Below are 17,421 nucleotides of genomic sequence, written 5' to 3'. Positions count from 1 at the left end.
CCTCGTGGTCGGGTTGCGGATGGGCGGCCACTGTGTGGGGCCAGATCAGCAGCCGGCGGAAGCTAATGACGGGCCATTCCCTTGTCAAGGTGAGCGGCCGATGCTTAGTTGCGGTGCATGCGGCCGGCGCAGGCCAGCTTGGCGGTCATCCTGCGGAGCCGGGTCTACCGCGAGAGCGACAAGATAGTGACCTTCTTGACCCGCGACTTCGGCAAGCTCACGGGCATTGCCAAGGGGGCCAAGAACTCGCGCCGGCGCTTTGCCAACTGCCTCGACCCGTTCACCCGCGTGCGGGTCTATTTTAGCAGCCGGCCGGCGGCCGGCCTGGTGTTCATGGAGAGTTGCGACCTGCTCGGGCCGGCAACGGCGTTCGCCGAGCCGGCGAAGTTCGCTTACGCCAGCTATCTCATCGAGCTGGTGGATCAACTGACGGGCGAGGGTCATGCGGTCAGCGAGGTCTACGACCTACTCGCCGGCGCCTTGAGCGCCTTGGAACATGGCAGCGCCACCGCCGCGTTCCTGCGTGCCTTCGAGCTCCACCTGCTGCAGCTGGCCGGCTACGAGCCCCACTGTGAGACCTGTGCGGGATGCCACCGGCCGCTGGCGGATGCGGCCAGAGTCTTTCTCGATCCACTGCAAGGGGATTTCGTTTGCGATCCTTGCCGGTCGGCGGAGCGGTCGTGGTTGCCGCTCGAGGGCGCCACCATCGCCGCTCTCGGCCGGCTGAAGCAAAGCGCGCTGGGCGAAGCCGCCGCGCTGCGTTTGCCGGCGCCGGTAGCGGCCGAAGCGGCGCAAGTGCTGGCACGCCTGTTGGCGTTGCACGTGGCTCGGCCGTTGAAGTCGGTGGGCTTGATTGCCAGCCTGACCGCGCCGCGACGCTAGCGGCGCCGCACCCCACGTTGCCGCCCCCGGCAGCGCGTGCTACACCGAGCCGCTTCTAGTGGGCACAGATGTCAACCAACGTAACGATGGAAAAGGTCGTGAATCTCGCCAAGCGGCGCGGGTTCACGTTTCAATCGAGCGAGATCTATGGCGGCCTGGCGAGCTGTTGGGACTACGGCCCCATCGGGGTCGAACTCAAACGCAACGTCAAGGACGCCTGGTGGCGCGATATGGTGCGCAGCCGCTGCGACATCGTCGGCATCGACTGCGCCATCTTGATGCACCCGCGGGTGTGGGAAGCCTCGGGCCATATCGCCGGCTTCACCGATCCGCTGGTCGACTGCAAAAAGTGCAAGCAGCGCTTCCGCGCCGACAAGCTGATGGACTGCCAGTGCCCGGAGAAGCCCTCGAAGCATCCCGGCGAGTGCGGCGGCGAGCTGACCGAGGCGCGGCAGTTCAACCTGATGTTCAAGACCTTCATGGGTCCGGTGGAGGAAGACGCCGCCGTCGTCTTCATGCGCCCAGAGACCGCGCAGGGCATCTTCGTCAACTTCCTCAACGTCCTCAACAGCTCGCGCCAGAAGATTCCCTTCGGCATCGCCCAGATCGGCAAGTCGTTCCGCAACGAAATCACGCCCGGTAACTTCCTGTTCCGCACCCGCGAGTTCGAGCAAATGGAGATGGAGTTCTTCGTCAAGCCGGGCGAAGACGACCACTGGTTCCAGCATTGGCTCGACCAGCGCTTCAACTGGTACCTCAAGTACGGCATTCGGCGCGAGCGGCTGCGCTTGCGCCACCATCAGCCCGATGAGCTGGCGCACTACGCCAAGGGCTGTGCCGACGTCGAGTACGAGTTTCCCTTCGGCTGGTCCGAACTCGAAGGCATCGCCAACCGCACCGATTTCGATCTCAAGCGGCACGCCGAATACAGCGGCAAGGAGCTCAGCTATTACAACGAGGAAACCAAAGAGCGCTTCGTCCCCTACGTCATCGAGCCGGCCGCTGGTGCCGACCGCGCCACGTTGGCCTTCCTAGTCGATGCCTACGACGAAGACGTCGCCGAGGGCGAGACTCGTGCGGTGTTGCGCTTTCACCCGCGGATCGCCCCGGTTAAGGCCGCGGTGCTGCCGCTGCTGCGCAAAGACGGGCAGCCGGAGAAGGCCCAGCAGGTGCTCGATCTGCTCAAGCAGCATTGGGTGGTGCAGTATGATCAGGCCGGGTCGATCGGACGGCGCTATCGCCGCCAAGACGAGATCGGCACGCCTTACGGCATTACCGTTGACCACCAAACCATGCAGGACAACACGGTCACGCTGCGCGATCGTGACTCGATGCAGCAGGAACGCATTGCGATCGATCGCCTGGTGGACGAACTGAGGCGACGGATTGAGGTATGACACCTGCGGCGAAGAAGCGAGCTGAGAAGAGCACGGGTTCTAAGCAGAGGAAAGGCCAGCCGGTGGCGAACAAAGCCACGGGCAGGAAGCCAGCGGCTAAGGCGGTGCGGGGAAAGGCCCGCAAGGCGTCGAAGCCTGCGGGGGCGCGCGCGGCTCGCTCCGGCAAACACCCGAAATTCGTTTATGCCTTCGGTGGCGGCCAGGCCGAGGGCGGGGCCGCAATGAAGGCGCTGCTCGGCGGCAAGGGCGCCAACCTCGCCGAAATGGCCGGGCTCGGCCTGCCGGTACCTCCCGGCTTCACCATCTCGACCGAAGTCTGCACCTACTACTACGCTCACAAACGCAGCTACCCGCCGGCGTTGCGCGAGGAGGTCGCCAAGCACCTCGCCCAGGTCGAAACCGCCACCGGCAAACGCTTTGGTGATCCGGCCAACCCACTGCTGGTTTCGGTGCGCTCGGGTGCCCGCGCCTCGATGCCGGGCATGATGGACACTATCCTCAACCTCGGCCTCAACGACGAAACGGTCGCGGGGGTGATCCAGCGCACCGGCAATCCGCGCTTCGCCTATGACTCGTATCGCCGCTTCGTGCAGATGTATGGCGACGTCGTGCTCGACTTGAAGCCGCAGTCGAAAGACGAGAGCGATCCTTTCGAAGAGATCCTCCACCGCAAGAAAACCGCCCGCGGCGTGACGCTGGATACCGAGCTGAGCGCCGGTGATCTGCGCGAGTTGGTCGGCGAGTTCAAGGCCGCCATCCGCGAGCGCAAAGGCGTCGAGTTCCCCGAGGATCCGCAGGCGCAACTGTGGGGTGCCATCGGTGCGGTGTTCGGTTCGTGGAACAACGACCGGGCCATTGCTTACCGCAAGCTCAACGCCATCCCGGAGTCGTGGGGCACAGCGGTCAACGTGCAGGCGATGGTGTTCGGCAACATGGGCGCGGATTCCGGTACCGGCGTCGCCTTCACCCGCGATGCCGCCACGGGCGAGAACATCTTCTACGGCGAGTTCCTGATGAACGCCCAGGGCGAGGACGTAGTGGCCGGCACTCGCACGCCACTGCCGATGGCCGCGCTCGAGGACGAGAACCCGCGTATCTACCAGCAGCTCGAAAAAGTGCGCCGCACGCTCGAGCGGCACTACCGCGATATGATGGACATCGAGTTCACCATCGAGCAGGGCGTGCTCTACATGCTGCAGTGCCGGGTGGGAAAGCGCACCGGTGCCGCCGCGATCAGGATCGCGCTCGATATGGTCAAGGAGCGGTTGATTACGCCCCCTCAGGCGTTGCTGCGCGTCGAGCCCGAGCAGCTCAACCACCTGTTGCGTCCGACGTTCCTGGCCGCGGAGAAGGAACGCGCCGTGCGCGAGCAGCGCTTTCTTGCCAAGGGGCTCAACGCTGGCCCAGGCGCCGCCACCGGTAAGGTCTATTTCAACGCCGAGGATGCCGTGGCTGCCGCCAGCCGCGGCGAGAAAGTCATCCTGGTCCGTATCGAGACCTCGCCCGAAGACATCAGCGGCATGGCCGCCGCGCAGGGCATTCTGACCGCGCGCGGCGGTATGACCAGCCACGCTGCGCTGGTCGCCCGCCAAATGGGCAAGGTCTGCGTCGCCGGCTGCGAGTCGCTGCTGCTCGACTACCGCGCCCGCGAGCTGCGGGTAAACGGGCGCGAAGTGGTCATTCGCGAGGGCGATGACGTCTCCATCGACGGCACCACCGGCGAAGTCTTCCAGGGCCACATCGACACCGAACCGAGCGAAGTGGTACGGGTGCTGGTGGACAAGTCGCTGGCTGCGGCCGACGCGCCGGTCTTCCAGCAGTACGCGCAGTTGATGACGTGGGCCGATCGCGCTCGCAAGCTCAAGGTGCGCGCCAACGCCGATCAGCCCGATCAGTGTGCCAACGCGGTGGCCTTCGGCGCTGAAGGCGTCGGGCTCTGCCGCACCGAACACATGTTCTTCGGTGAAGGCAAGATCGGACCCATGCGCGAGATGATTCTGGCCGAATCAGCCGCTGAACGCCGGGCGGCACTGGCCAAGCTGTTGCCGCTACAGCGCAGCGACTTCGAAGGCATCTTCCGGGAGATGAACGGCAAGCCGGTGACCATCCGCACCATCGATCCGCCGCTGCACGAGTTCCTGCCGCACGAGGCCGGGGAGCAGGCGGAACTGGCGGCGCAGATGGGCATTGCCGTCGAGCGCGTGCGCGCGCGGGTCGAGGCGCTGCATGAATTCAATCCGATGCTGGGTTTCCGCGGCTGCCGGCTCGGCATCATCTACCCCGAGATCACCGAAATGCAGGCGCGCGCGATCTTTGAGGCCGCCGCCAACGTCCGCCGCGACGGCATCAAGGTCGAACCCGAGGTGATGATCCCGCTGGTCGGTCACGTCAAAGAGCTGAAGCTGCAAGCCGACATCGTGCGCCGGGTGGCGGCGGCGGTGATGCAGGAAAGCGGCGCGCGCTTCAAGTATGCCGTCGGCACCATGATCGAAATCCCGCGCGGCGCGCTCACCGCCGGTGAGATCGCGGCCGTGGCCGAGTTCTTCTCCTTCGGCACCAACGACCTGACGCAGACGACGCTGGGGGTCTCGCGCGACGACGCCGGGCGCTTCCTGGTGCCCTACGTGGGCCAGTTCGAGATCTATGCCAAGGACCCCTTCGAATCGATCGACCAGGGCGGCGTCGGCGTGCTGATGCGCATCGCCGCCGAGCAAGGACGGCGGAGCCGGCCGGGGATGAAGCTGGGTATCTGCGGCGAGCACGGTGGCGACCCGGCCTCGGTGATGTTCTGTCACCGCATCGGGCTCGACTATGTCTCTTGCTCGCCGTTTAGGGTGCCGATCGCGCGGCTGGCGGCGGCCCACGCCGCCTTGAGCGCAAGCCAGAGCGAGAGCGAAGCTTGAGCGGCGGCCGCGCGCGGCTTTCATGCGCCCGGAAACTGCTGGGCAATCATGAGGCCGGGAGCTGCAAATCGGCGCCGCCGGGGGTGGCGTCCGGCACCTGGGTGAGGGCGGCGGCCGCGTCTTTGCGCGCACCGTGCTCAACCGTGCGTGACAAGACTTCGTTGCTGGTCGGGCCGCTCTTGTTGCCGAGAAACGGCTTGATGATCAAGTAGCCGACGTCGCGCAGCTTCATGTGGCGGGTGAAGCGGCGCAGCAGCCGCAGGGTTTGCAGCGGGTAGTGCATCAGTTTGTAGCCGAAGAGCCGCCGCAGCCCGGCATTGCGCTCAGCGTTGATGACCTCGCCCGGCAAACAGGTGGGGTCGATCTCCGAACACTTGAAGTACTTGTACCAGTCGGCATCGTCGTTGACCAAGCCGCGCTCGACGTATTCCTGCCACAGCGGCGTGCCGCGGTAGACACACAAGCGGTTGAAGGCGAAGGTGTCCAGCGGCAGCTTGGCCGCGAAGGCGAAGGTGGCGCGCATGTCGGCGACGGTTTCGCCCGGAATGCCGACCACGCAGAAACCGTGCACGATCTCGATGCCGGCGCGCTTCGCGCTGGTCACCGCGCTTTCGACCTCGGCCAGCGTCTGCTCTTTCTTCAAGCGATCGAGCACCGGCTGACTGCCGCTCTCGATCCCGAACATCAGCGTGCGGCAATGCGCCTCGGCCATGGCCGGAAAGAGGTGCTGCACGCTCGAATCGACGCGGCCCTCGCAGCCCCACTGAATGGTGGTCCCGGCGGCCGCCAGGCCCCGGCAGATGGCCTCGATCCGCTTCGGCTGCAACAGGAAGTGATCGTCGACGAAATAGACCGTGCCGTAGCCCTGCCGCTGCAAGTGCTCGAACTCCGCCACCACGTGTTGTGGGCTGCGGGAGCGCCACTTGCCTTCATTGAAGATCGGGATGTCACAGAAGGTGCACCGCCAGGGGCAGCCGCGCGAGGTCTGCATGGTGGTGAAGCGCTCGAGCGACAGCACCGCGGGCACATCGAGCGGCATCGACTCGATGAAGTCGAGCGGGAGACTCTCGCGATCGGGAAACGGCCACTGGTCGAGGGCGCGATCCAGGGGCCGGTCTGGGTTGCGAACCACCGCGCTGTCTTTGGCCCAGGTCAGCCCCGCCACTTCGCCGGGATCATCGCGGCGCTCGAGCAGATCGAGGATCAACTGCTCGCCGTCGCCGCGGCAGACGAAGTCCACCTCCGGGCACTGTTGTTTGACCCGCTCGGCGTTGAGGGTGGCGAACACGCCGCCGAAGGCCAACGGCACGCGCGCATCGGCGGCGCGAATCTGGCGCGCCAGGATCTTCGCGTACGGGTAGCTGGTCGTGCTCAAGAAGCTCAGCCCGACGAGGTCGGGCTGCTGCCGGCGGATAGCGTCGATGATGGTCGCGGTGGGGGTTTCCGGGTTGGCCTGATCGAACATGACGCAGTCGTGGCCGGCACGCTTGAGCACGGCCGAGAGCGACATGATACCGATCGGTGGGAAGCCCATCACCCGCAGGTTGCCGCTCCGGGCGCGGCCTTCGGTCGGCAGCGCGTAGAACTGCGGATCGCGAATGTGCACCAGGATGACGCGCATCGCTTACCGCCCACCGGCGGCGGCCTTGCTGGCGGCAGGTTTGGCGAGCGCGGCCCGGGCTCGTGTACGCGGCGCAGACGGGGCGGGCCGGGCACACTGACAGCGGCTGCAGTAACAGGTCGGCCCATGGCAGCGCGCGCAAATCGGCAGATCGGGGGTCAGTGGTGCGCCGCAGCCGGCGGCTTTGCACCGGCTCCAGTGCTTTCCAAGATGGGCTTCGGGATGCGCCGCTACCTCATTGAGCGCGGCCTCGGCGAGGAACAATACTCCGCGCTTGCGCGAACGGACGCGGTAGGCGTCGGCCGCGCTCGACCATGGCGCCTCAACCTTGACGTGCTCGCCGGTATCGCGAATCGTAACCCACTGCCCGGGACCGAATCGGGGCAACGGCTCTTTCTTGGCCATGGTGAACCTCCTTGAAGCGGGGTGGAGCCGCAGCGGTCGGGGTACACGCGTCGGCATGGGCCTGGCGCGGCAGCGCCCGGCCGAGGTGGCGCTCGATGGCGTGCAATTGCGCGCGTTCTTCCGGGGCCGCGAAGCTCGAGGCGTGGCCATCAGCCTCGGCGCGTGCGGTGCGGCCGACTCGATGCACGTAGTCCTCGGCGGTTTGAGGGAGATCGTAGTTGATCACGCGGCCGATCCCGGCGACGTCGATGCCGCGCGCGGCGATGTCGGTGGCCACCAAGATGCGGTAGCGGCCGCTGCGAAACCCGGCCAAGGCCTCGCGCCGCTGCGACTGCGAGCGGTCGGCGTGCAGGCGCTCGACCGCGTGGCCGGCGTTGCGGATGCTGCGGGCTAGGCGGTCGGTGCGATGTTTGGTGCGGGCGAAGACCAGCACATTGCCGGCATTCTGGCCGATCAAGGACAGCAGCAACGGCGTCTTGTTCTCGTGCGCGACCAAGTACACGTCCTGGGTCGCGCGTTGCGGCGGCAGCGCCTGGCGGCCGGCCTCGACCCGGACGGGGCTGCGCAGATGCATTCGGGCAATGGCGCCGAGATCGGGCGGCAGCGTCGCCGAGAACAGCAGCGTTTGCCGCGGCACCGGCAGCGTTTGCATGATGCGATCGAGCTGCGGGCGAAACCCCATGTCCAGCATCCGATCGGCTTCGTCGAGCACCAAGATGCGCACCTGTGCCAACGCCAGTGTCCGGCGCTCGAGGTGGTCCACCAGGCGTCCCGGCGTGGCCACGATGATGGCCGGGCGGCGGCGCAAGGCGCTGATCTGCGGCCCGTAGGCGACGCCGCCGACCACCAGTGCGGTGGGCAAGCCGCAGCCCAGGCGCTGCGCCCAGCCGTGGGTCTGCTCGGCCAATTCGCGCGTCGGGGCCAACACCAAGGCGCAGCCGTACTCGCCGCCGCGCCGGGCCGCGTGCAGGCGTTCGACCACCGGAATGATGAAGGCGGCGGTCTTGCCCGTCCCCGTCTGAGCGGCGCCGACGAGATCGTGTCCGGCCAAGGCCGGGGCAATGGTGCCGGCTTGAATCGGGGTGGGGGTGCTATAACCGGCCGCTTGCAAGGCGGCTCGCATTGCCGCTGAGAGCGGCAGCTGTTCGAAGGTTGCAACTGCTGAATTCACGAGTAGTGAGGTCCTTTCCTCTTTGTCAGGGCGCCTCCCGTGATGGGAGGCGCGTAGTACCGGAGCGCCGGCGCGGGCCCGGCGCGTCTACGAGTCAGCCGGCTTTGGCGCGCGCGGTGCCACGCCGCTGGTTACGCTGCGGCGCCGCGATCGGCACCACGTAGACATGACCGCCTCGTGAGTGGCTGCGGATATCGAGCTGTTCCAGCAAGGCTTCGAGCGCCGGCTCGTCGGCTTGCGCCACTCCGATGAAGAACACGATGCTGCTGCGCCGCCGCGTGCGCCGCTCGGAGAAGAAGCGCAACCGCTCGTGACAGCGCCGGCTGCGCAGATCACGCCGCAGCACGGTTTCACCATACACCATCCGGCCGCGCACGGGGCTGACGCGGACGATCTCGGGCACATACAGCGCGCTGCGCTTCATCGCGCACGAGTAACCCAAGCGGGTCAAGTGCGCCTCGAGTTCGCGGCGCAGGTGCAGGCGTGCCGCTGAATCGGCCATGTCACCGGCGCGGCGCCTCCGCCGGCGGGGTGTGGCTCGCGTCAACGTGGCGCTGGCGGCGCAAGTAGACCGCGGCGATCCACCATTCACGGCCATCGACGAGACGGCGGACCTGGTAGGTGGCACCCTCGCGCGCGCGCGGGTGCCAAGCCACGATTTCGACCTCTTCGCCGTCGGCCAGGTCGTTCGCCAAAGGATTGCCGTGCTGGTCCGCTAGTGGTACCGGCGCTGGCGGCTGCCCGACTGAGTGCCGCCAGTTGACGAAGGCGCGCCAGCCAACGCAAAACACCGGTTCCTGCTTGCTGCGGCGGGTGGCCGGCTTCGAGGTCGGCAAGTGATTGAATGACATGCGTGCTCCAGGGGCGCGGCGGGCGGCAAGGCCGCCCGGCCGGCGCCGGCTGCTGTGCCTAGTGGCGGGTCCAACCGCCGCGTCCCCCACCACCGCCGCCACCACCACCGCCGCCACCGCGGGTGTTCTCACGCTCGCGCGCCTCGTTGACCTTGAGAGAGCGGCCCTTGAACGGCTGTCCGTCGAACTGCTGGATCGCCTTCTGCGCATCGGCAGCCGAGGCCATTTCCACGAAGCCGAAGCCGCGGGACTCGCCGCTGAAGCGGTCGCTGATCACCGCAGCCGACTCGCAGGCGCCCGCCTGTGCGAACAGATCCTCCAGGTCCTTGTTGGTGACGTCGTATCCGAGATTGCCGACGTACAGTTTCTTGCCCATGTTCTACTCTCCTGGTTGTGGGGTCGCCGCGGCGGCCCAGTTGGTGTGACGCCCATTCGTCGGGTTCCGGCGCAGCGGACTCACGAGACCACGCCCCACGGCCAACAGCACCTGTTGCCGCCGCCGAGTCTATCTGAAAGTGGGTGCGGGAGGCGAGCCGGAGATCCAGGAGGCCGGATTCTCGCGCCGGACAATCAGGTAGGGAGGTCGCCTTATAGCAGGGCCGGGCCCCTTGCACAACACCGCCGGAGATCTCCCGAATCCGGCGCTGACGGCGGGCGGCCTAAGGCTGGAGACGGCGTACCCTCGGCTCGGCCGGCCTTCTGCCGTCGCGTTGTCCCCACTGCGGACTGAGGGCTGCCCGTCTCCAGCTGGCTTCAGCTCCCCACCCTGCTGGTTTCCGGATATCATTGCGGGGCAAGGTGGATGGCGGCTAGCGCTGGATTAGGGAGCGCTGATCGCCGCGAGGGGCCGGCGGCCGCCGCCGGGCAGTCTCTAGCGGGGCAATCTGGCTGCGACGGCGCGGCGAGTGCTGTTTAGACGGCGGTAGATGGCCTTGTTGCGGGTGTAGATCTGCACGAACTCGTCGAAGTAGCGGTCGTAGAGCGCGCGGTGAGCGGGCGTGGGCGTGTACTCGTGCTGGCACGCCGCGCGTTCGGGGACGTCGTCATACGACAGCAGCCCCAGTCCGACCGCGGCGATGAACGCCGCGCCGCGCACGTTGGCCTGGATCGGCTCCTTCATCTGGCGAACGGGGCGGTCAAGCACGTCGGCGAAGATCTGGCACCACACCTGCGAGTTGGCCCCGCCGCCCACCAGGTTGATCGCTCGCACCTGCCGGCGCAGAAACTTCTCGAACGGCCGCAATAACCAGCGCGTGTTCAGCGCCACGCCTTCGAGCATCGCCCGAATGATGTCGGCGCGCGAGTTCTCCAGCGACAGGTTGAAGATGGCGGCGCGTACGTTGGCATCGTCAACCGGCGCGCGCTCGCCGTAGATCCACGGCGCGTAGATCACCCCGTTGCTGCCGGCCGGGGTGCGTTCGGCGATCCGATCCATGAGCTTGTACACGTCCGGGACCTTTTCCTCCTGCAACAGTTCATCGCGGTGATAGAGAATGCGATCGCGGAGAAAGCTCAAGTTACCGCCCGCAGTGGCCTGCAACGCCGTAAGCAGGTAGCGGCCAGGCACGGCGCACGGCAGCGCAGCCAGCGCCGACACAATGTCGGTCTTCTTGAACGGCACGTGAGCTGCGAGCCAGGACGAAGTCCCGACGTACAGGTGGGCCTCGTAGTCGCGCACGGCGCCGGAGCCGACGGCCGCGGCGGTGTTGTCGATCGCGCCGGCGACCACGGCGACGTCGGCGCTGAGCCCGAGTTCGGCGGCCACCTCCGGCCGCAGCCTACCGATGACGTCGGTGCACTTGACGATCTCGGGAAACTTCTCGCGCGCGATGCCGCAGCGATGCAGCAGCGCGTCGCTGTAGACGACGTGCGACGGGTCGCGGTTGTCCGTGACCCACGACGTCAGGATGGAATCGGAGGTGGCGACGAAGCGGCCAGTGAGCCGCAGGTTGAGGTAATCGAGCGCGTTGAGGAACTTGAATGTCCGCTCATAGACGTCGGGATGCTCGTGCTTGACGAAGAGCATGTGCGCGGCCGGGTCCTTGCCGGCGAGCGAGGGCGCGCCGCCGGTCAAGCGAATCCATCGCCACAGCCGCAGCGGATGATAGCCCGCGATCCGGATCGGGCCGCCGGTGATGCGCTGGAGATGCGACGCGCCGCGCATGTCCATCCACAGAATCGCGTTCATCAACGGCCGGCCGCCGGCGTCGACCGCGACGGTGCATTCGCCCTGCGTGCTGCAGCAGACCGCGACGACTTGCCCCGGCGCGACCAGCCCCTTGCCGATGAGTCGCTTGGAGACCTGTAGGAAGGCGTTCCACCAAGCGTGCGGATCCTGCTCGGCGCCACCGTTGGGAAACAACAGCGTCTCGACGGCTTCGAACTCCCAGCCGACCACTGCACCGGAGACCGACACCAGCGCCGCCTTGGAGCCCGAGGTGCCGAGGTCGACGGCGAGGATGCATGCGTCGCGGGAGGTCACAGTTTCTCTGGCGCGTAGCCGGTCAGCGCCTTGCGAGCTCTTGGGTTGCGCTCATAGATCATTAGCCCTCCAACTTGCACTTCCCTCTGCGGCCGCGACGCAGCTTGGAGAAATCCAGCTCCGGAATCTCGCGCAGCGACTCCGCGCTCGGCCCCTTGCTTCTACTCGCCGTTCTCATATGCCTGATATGCCTGCGGGGACGGGCACACGAGGTCGTCACCGCTTGAGATTACACCGAATGCCCGAATGCTCACGGGCAGCGGGCGAGAGCGTGGCTCACGCTGCGCACGAGTTCCGCGACGTCGTTGCGGCGGTCGCCATTGGCGTCCGCCGCAGCGCAGACATCGAGAGGGGCGTTACCGAGCGCGACATTGACGCCGAGCACAAGTTCGTCGACAGTCACCGTTCCGTCACGGTCACAATCGCCGACACAGACGAACGGCGCAGGGGTGGCGCCGAACTCGAATGCTCCGATGTCGCAGCGCGAATCGCTGCCGGTGGAACGCGGCGCGCCGCGTTGGTCTGTGTGGAGTAGTGTTTCGCTCGCGTCGGCGCAGCCGTTCGGGTCACCCGCGTCGATTGCCGGGCTGCCTGCGAGCAACGCGTGCGTGTCCGTGGCGCCGCCGTTGTTTTGCAGCCGCCCGAGCCGCGGATCGACGCCGATGATGTTGCCGGCGAGATCCCCGGTGATGGTGCAATCGCTGGCGTCTCCAACCAGGTTGTAGCCAGAGGAAGCGACGGTGCCGATGCAGTCTGGTCCGGCGCCGTCGGCAAGATTCCCGGCAATGATGGTGTTTTGCACGACGGGCTCAGGGCCACTGGCGACGCCGCCGCCACTGCCACCATCCTCGCCGGCAGCGTTACCCACGACAGTATCATTGGCGAGCGTGAGCGTGCCGCGGTTGGCGATGCCACCGCCATCGCCGCCGGACCAGTCGGTGCGGTTGCCGGCACGGTTGCTGCTGACCGTGCTGTTGGTCACGGTGAGCGTCCCGGAGTTGAGTATCCCGCCACCGTCACCGGCAAGGTCACCGGCACCCGCGATGTTACGGGCAATTATACTCGCGGCGATCTCCGCCTGTGCGGCGTTGACGATGCCGCCGCCATTGCCGCCGTAGGAGGCGTTGCCTGCGGCATTGTCGGCGACGGTGCTCCTACTGATGACCAGGATGCCGCTGCTGAAGATACCCCCGCCGCTGCCACCGAAGCCGCTGCCGTCACCGTTGCCGGCGCGGTTGCTTCGAACGGTGCTGTCGATGATCCTAGTCTGGCCCAGGTTGTAAATCCCGCCGCCGTCACCGCCGTCATCTACGACTCTGAGGTGATCGCCCGCGGCGTTTTCGGCCACAATGCTGCTATCGATGTTCAGGGTGCCGAAATTGGACACGCCACCGCCGGATCCGGCTCGTCTGCCCTCTGGAAGACTCCTATCGTGGCTGTCACGGATTGCATTCGCCACGATGGTGCTGCCGCTGACGTCCATCGTTCCTTGGTTGCTGAGCCCGCCACCGCTTCCGGTAAGGGCGGTGCTGTTGTCGCGAATCTCACACGCAATGAGCGTTGCGACACCTCCGTTCGCGATGCCGCCGCCGCTGCCGTCGCTCCAATCGTCAACGAAGCCGGTGAGACCGGCCGCATTGGCGGCGATGGTGCTATTGGTCAGCGTCATCGAGCCGCTGTTGTTGATCCCGCCGCCGTTCCCGCCGCTGCACCCGGCGCAAAACCCAGCGCGATTGTTGGTCACCGTGATTTTGTCCGCTATGAGCGCGCGCATATTTGCGATCCCACCGCCCACTCCGGAGGCGCCGTCGTCGCTCCCACCGGCTGTGTTGTTGCTGATGGCGCTATCGCGCAGGGCGAGGCTGCCGAAGTTGTAGATGCCGCCGCCATCGCCGCCCCCGCCAGCGCCGCCGAAGCCGGTGGCATTGTGATCGACTGTGGTATCGACAATTGTAGCCGTGCCGTAATTTGCCATGCCGCCGCCGGCACCGCCACCAGCGCCCCCCCTGCTGGTGAGGTTCCCGCTGATGGTGCAGTGCGCCGCCGTCAGGGTTCCACTGCTGAAAATCCCGCCGCCATCGCCGCTGCCCTTTGCACCCGCGGTGTTATCGCTTACGGTGCTGTTTGCGAGGGTCAACATGCCGCTGCTGAAGATGCCGCCGCCGCTGCCGCCCTCATCACTGCCGCTCCCGGTAGCGTTGCCACTTACGCCGCTGTTCACCAAGGTAAGAACCCCGGCGTTGAAAATCCCGCCACCGTGGCCAATGCAGTCGTTGAGTTGATCGGGCGTGCGCCCGTTGCGAAGCGTGACTTCGACGAGCGTAAGATTGCCTCCCGCGGCGACGTGGAAAAGCCGAAAAGCTGGGGTTTGTTCATCGTTGCTCCGGGCAATCGTCGCGCCGTTACCGATGATGACGACGATATCGGTAATGGACGGTAGGCCATTGGGCGCCTCAACGCCCAGGTCGGTCGTGACGTTGTCGACTTCGGTGAGCAGATATATGGCGTTGGTCGCCAGTTCGATGACGCCGTTGCCGGCGGGGCAGCCGCCGGCGGGCGTACGGCTCTGCGCCGTTCTGATGGCATCGCGTAGCGTACACGGCCCGTCGGGACTCGCCGTGATAGCGACGGGCTCTGCAAACGCGGCGCGGCTCGCGACCGCGCTGAAACTGACCACAAGGGCCGCGAGCAATCGCGCGCGTACGATAGCCATCATCTGCGACAATTGTCAGTGTGTCGTCGTTTTTCAAGCGCAATCGGCATCAGCAGGTCCAGTACGGCCTCTGGAAGGCAGAGCCGCGGTGCAAGAAACTGCGGGTGGTGCGCCTCGCGGCCGCTTGAGCTGTCCCATCAAGCTTTGCTCACACCCCTTCGACGCTTTCCAGCACGCGCCGGAAGCCGGCTACGGCCTGTTCGATCACCTCGTCCGTGTCGGCCATGCTGCTGTAGAGCCGGCTGCCGGCGAGGGTGATGATGCCCTCGGCGGTGTACGCGGCGCCCATCTCCTCGGCGATCTTCCGCCGCTGCATGAGTTTTGGAAAGAACTCCGGATCGCTCACGTCGAGCAACAGCACGCCGTGGGTTTCGAGATGAAGGATGGAGCCGTGGTTGTATACGAAGAACGGCAAGTCGAGTGCGTCGATCGCCTGTCGCAGGCCGGCGCACAGCTTGTCGCCGGCTTGTCCGGCAAGGATAGGCGCGTTGGTGCGCTCCATTTCGAGGATGGCGAAGTAGCCCGCGGCCGCGCTCAAAGGGTTCGCGGAGAGAGTGCCACCCACGAGGGTCTTCTGCTGCCCGCCACCGATGCCGGCAGCGAACGTCTTCATGATGTCGGCGCGACCGCCGACGCCGCCCGCTGCCGGGAAGCCCCCGGCGACGCACTTGCCGAACACCGTGAGATCCGGCTTGACGTTGAAGTAGCCCTGCGCGCCACCGAGTCCAATGCGGAACCCGGTGACGACTTCGTCGAAGACGAGTAGCGCGCCGTATTCGTCGCACAGCGCGCGCACGCGCGCGTTGAAATCGCGCTGCACCGGGCGAGAGCCGCTTTCCGGACCCAGCGGCTCGACAAGGACGGCCGCCGTGCCGCCTTGCGACTTGTTGCGTTCGAGCAGCGCGCGCAGGCCGGCTTCGCCGTCGAGGTCGTTGGGGTAGAACTCCTGCGTGTGTTGCAGCGTACTCTCGGGAATGCCGGCGGACTCGAACGTGCCGCTACCGGGGATGCGCGTGCCGAATACGAGCTGGTCGCTCCAGCCGTGGTAAGCGCCGCCCACCTTGATGATCTTGGTGTTGCCGGTGAAGTTGCGCGCCGCGCGGATGGCCGCCATGCACGCCTCGGTGCCGCTGCCGAGCATGCGAAACATCTCCACGCTCGGCATGTGCCGGTTGATCAGCTCGGCGAGCTTGTACTCGTACTCGTGAAACAGGCCGGTCACCGGCCCGCACTGGTTCAGGACCTCGATGACCCGTTGGCGCACCGGGGCGTAGTTGCTACCCAGCACCGTCGGGCCACCGGCCTGCAGGAAGTCGATGTAGCGATTGCCGTCAACGTCCCACAGATAGGCACCGTCGGCGCGCGCGATGTTGAGCGGGAAGGGGTAATTGAACGCGAGGTTGTGTTGCACGCCGCCGGGGATGTACTTCGCGGCTTCCGCCGTCGAGGACTTGGAGCGCGCGCAGCGGGTTTCAAAGTAGTTGAGGTAGTCCTGCATCCGGTCGCGCCGAACCGGCCGTGGCCGCTCGGCCACCAGTTGTTTGCCCTTGGTGATCAGCTCATCCGTGTCGGGCCATTGTGAGATGGCGTACAGGCGGGTGTCAGTCATCGCGTTTCTCCTCTGAGCTTGGTTGCAGGCTCGACCTGATGGCGCAGTTGCACCCGCCACCGCGACCGGCGCATGCCTGAGGTTGTTGCGGCTCTCGCGGCAACGGCGGAATTCACTCGTCCGTGGCCCGCTTGCGCACGATGGTCAGGCCGTCCGACACCGGCAGCATGACTGTCTGCACCTGCGGGTCGGCTGCCAGCAAATCATTCAAGGCGCGCATCGCGGTGGTGTCCTCGGAGGTGTCGTGCGGATCCGTCACCTGTCCCATCCACAACACGTTGTCGAAGAGGATCAGGCCGTTGGGCCGCAGGCGTTGCAGGATCTCTTCGTAGTAGGCGCGATAGGCGAGCTTGTCGGCGTCGACGAAGGCGAAGTCTATGGTCTGCGCCACGGGCAACGCGCGCAGCGTCTCGAGTGCGGGGGCGAGGCGCAGCTCGATGCGGTCGGCGAGTCCGGCGCGCGCCCAGTAGCGCCGGGCGATGCTGGTCCACTGGTCACTGACGTCGCAGCAGAGCAAGCGGCCGCCGGGGGCCAAGCCGCGGGCGATGCAGATGGCGCTGTAGCCGGTAAAGGTGCCGACTTCGACGGCCGAGCGTGCGCCGATGGCGCGCACTAGAAGTGTCATCAGCGCGCCCTGCTCGGGCGAGATCTGCATCAAGCTGAGCGGCCCGAGCTCAGCGGTCTCCTGCGCCAGCTCGGTAAGCACCGACTCGCGCGGCGTGCCGTGATCAACGAGGTAGTGGTACAGCTCCGATGTTAGTGCCGTGTACTTGGTGTCCATTCGCTGGCCCTCCCGCCAGTGTCGCAATCATAGCGAAGTTGCGCCGGCACGCCACCCTCAGCGCAACCCCTTTCGGGCTGGTTGAGCACGAGGCGCAGCAGCACCGTGGAGTCGAGGCAAACGTTCACCTCGCGCCGCGCCCTCGGCCAAGCGGCCCGGCTGGCGGGGGTGAATCACCTCGACTTCATGGCGCCATTGACGGCGCGTGGGCTGCCGGCTTTCGACTTGTCTCCGGACGCGCCTATGCTTGGTTTCGTAGCCGATTTTGCGTAGTGGGGGGCGCTCACCGGAACGCGCAGCGGATTCCGGGGTCCCGCCTCGGCTCCTGCGACTGCTCCGAGAGAGGGGAAGTGGTCATGAACTGCGCGGAGGGTCCCCGCGTACCACCCCTCAGGGTCAGCGCTAGTCCGCCGATGAGAACGAAATCGACATGGGTGCGCGACAAATTTGTGGGTAACGTGGTTCGGTGTTATGGCCGTCATTCCCGCGAAAGCGGGCCGTCATTCCCGCGAAGGCGGGAATCCAGTTTGGCGTTTGGCGCTATGGACAAGCAGTTCTGCGTTTACTTCCTGGCCAGCAAACGGAACGGCTCGCTGTACATTGGGG

At 66.4% G+C, this 17,421-nt stretch carries 12 protein-coding genes; 3 read left to right on the top strand and 9 right to left on the bottom strand.

The window, feature by feature from the left end:
- Positions 1–117: 117 nt before the first annotated feature.
- The 3 genes from recO to HY699_14100 all read left to right on the top strand — a co-directional run bounded on the left by recO (position 118) and on the right by HY699_14100 (position 5,182).
- The gene (gene recO, locus HY699_14110; GenBank protein MBI4516940.1) at positions 118–882 is read left to right on the top strand and encodes a DNA repair protein RecO; all 765 of its coding nucleotides are present in this window, start codon (positions 118–120) and stop codon (positions 880–882) included.
- A gap of 68 nt (positions 883–950) precedes the next feature.
- Positions 951–2,279: a glycine--tRNA ligase gene (locus HY699_14105; protein MBI4516939.1), complete on the top strand. Its 1,329-nt coding sequence runs from the start codon at positions 951–953 to the stop codon at positions 2,277–2,279.
- The gene (locus HY699_14100) at positions 2,276–5,182 is read left to right on the top strand and encodes a pyruvate, phosphate dikinase (GenBank protein ID MBI4516938.1); all 2,907 of its coding nucleotides are present in this window, start codon (positions 2,276–2,278) and stop codon (positions 5,180–5,182) included. The genes HY699_14105 and HY699_14100 overlap by 4 nt, the downstream gene beginning before the upstream one ends.
- 46 nt (positions 5,183–5,228) lie before the next feature.
- Here HY699_14100 and HY699_14095 read toward each other — a convergent pair whose 3' ends face one another.
- The 9 genes from HY699_14095 to HY699_14055 all read right to left on the bottom strand — a co-directional run bounded on the left by HY699_14095 (position 5,229) and on the right by HY699_14055 (position 16,815).
- On the bottom strand, positions 5,229–6,803 hold the full coding sequence (locus tag HY699_14095) for a B12-binding domain-containing radical SAM protein (GenBank protein MBI4516937.1): 1,575 nt from the start codon (positions 6,801–6,803) through the stop codon (positions 5,229–5,231).
- A 322-nt stretch (positions 6,804–7,125) separates the two neighbouring features.
- Complete coding sequence (locus tag HY699_14090) at positions 7,126–8,331, bottom strand: DEAD/DEAH box helicase (GenBank protein MBI4516936.1); 1,206 nt, start codon at positions 8,329–8,331, stop codon at positions 7,126–7,128.
- 142 nt (positions 8,332–8,473) lie between these two features.
- Complete coding sequence (locus tag HY699_14085; GenBank protein ID MBI4516935.1) at positions 8,474–8,881, bottom strand: hypothetical protein; 408 nt, start codon at positions 8,879–8,881, stop codon at positions 8,474–8,476.
- Position 8,882: 1 nt separating this feature from the next.
- Positions 8,883–9,230, bottom strand: coding sequence for a hypothetical protein (locus tag HY699_14080; protein MBI4516934.1), 348 nt, complete (start codon positions 9,228–9,230; stop codon positions 8,883–8,885).
- A gap of 58 nt (positions 9,231–9,288) precedes the next feature.
- Positions 9,289–9,606: an RNA-binding protein gene (locus tag HY699_14075; GenBank protein MBI4516933.1), complete on the bottom strand. Its 318-nt coding sequence runs from the start codon at positions 9,604–9,606 to the stop codon at positions 9,289–9,291.
- A gap of 495 nt (positions 9,607–10,101) precedes the next feature.
- A complete protein-coding gene (locus HY699_14070; GenBank protein ID MBI4516932.1) occupies positions 10,102–11,691 on the bottom strand; it encodes an FGGY-family carbohydrate kinase in 1,590 nt (529 codons plus the stop codon).
- 271 nt (positions 11,692–11,962) lie between these two features.
- Entirely contained in the window at positions 11,963–14,428 is a 2,466-nt protein-coding gene (locus HY699_14065) for a hypothetical protein (protein ID MBI4516931.1), read from the bottom strand.
- A 145-nt stretch (positions 14,429–14,573) separates the two neighbouring features.
- A complete protein-coding gene (locus HY699_14060) occupies positions 14,574–16,034 on the bottom strand; it encodes an aminotransferase class III-fold pyridoxal phosphate-dependent enzyme (protein ID MBI4516930.1) in 1,461 nt (486 codons plus the stop codon).
- 112 nt (positions 16,035–16,146) lie between these two features.
- Positions 16,147–16,815, bottom strand: coding sequence for an O-methyltransferase (locus HY699_14055; protein MBI4516929.1), 669 nt, complete (start codon positions 16,813–16,815; stop codon positions 16,147–16,149).
- Positions 16,816–17,421 lie beyond the last annotated feature (606 nt).

This window comes from Deltaproteobacteria bacterium (genome assembly GCA_016210005.1).
Lineage (GTDB): Bacteria > Desulfobacterota > Binatia > HRBIN30 > JACQVA1 > JACQVA1.
The sequence above is the reverse complement of the archived record's forward strand: the minus strand, read 5'-3'. Positions and strand labels throughout refer to the sequence as shown.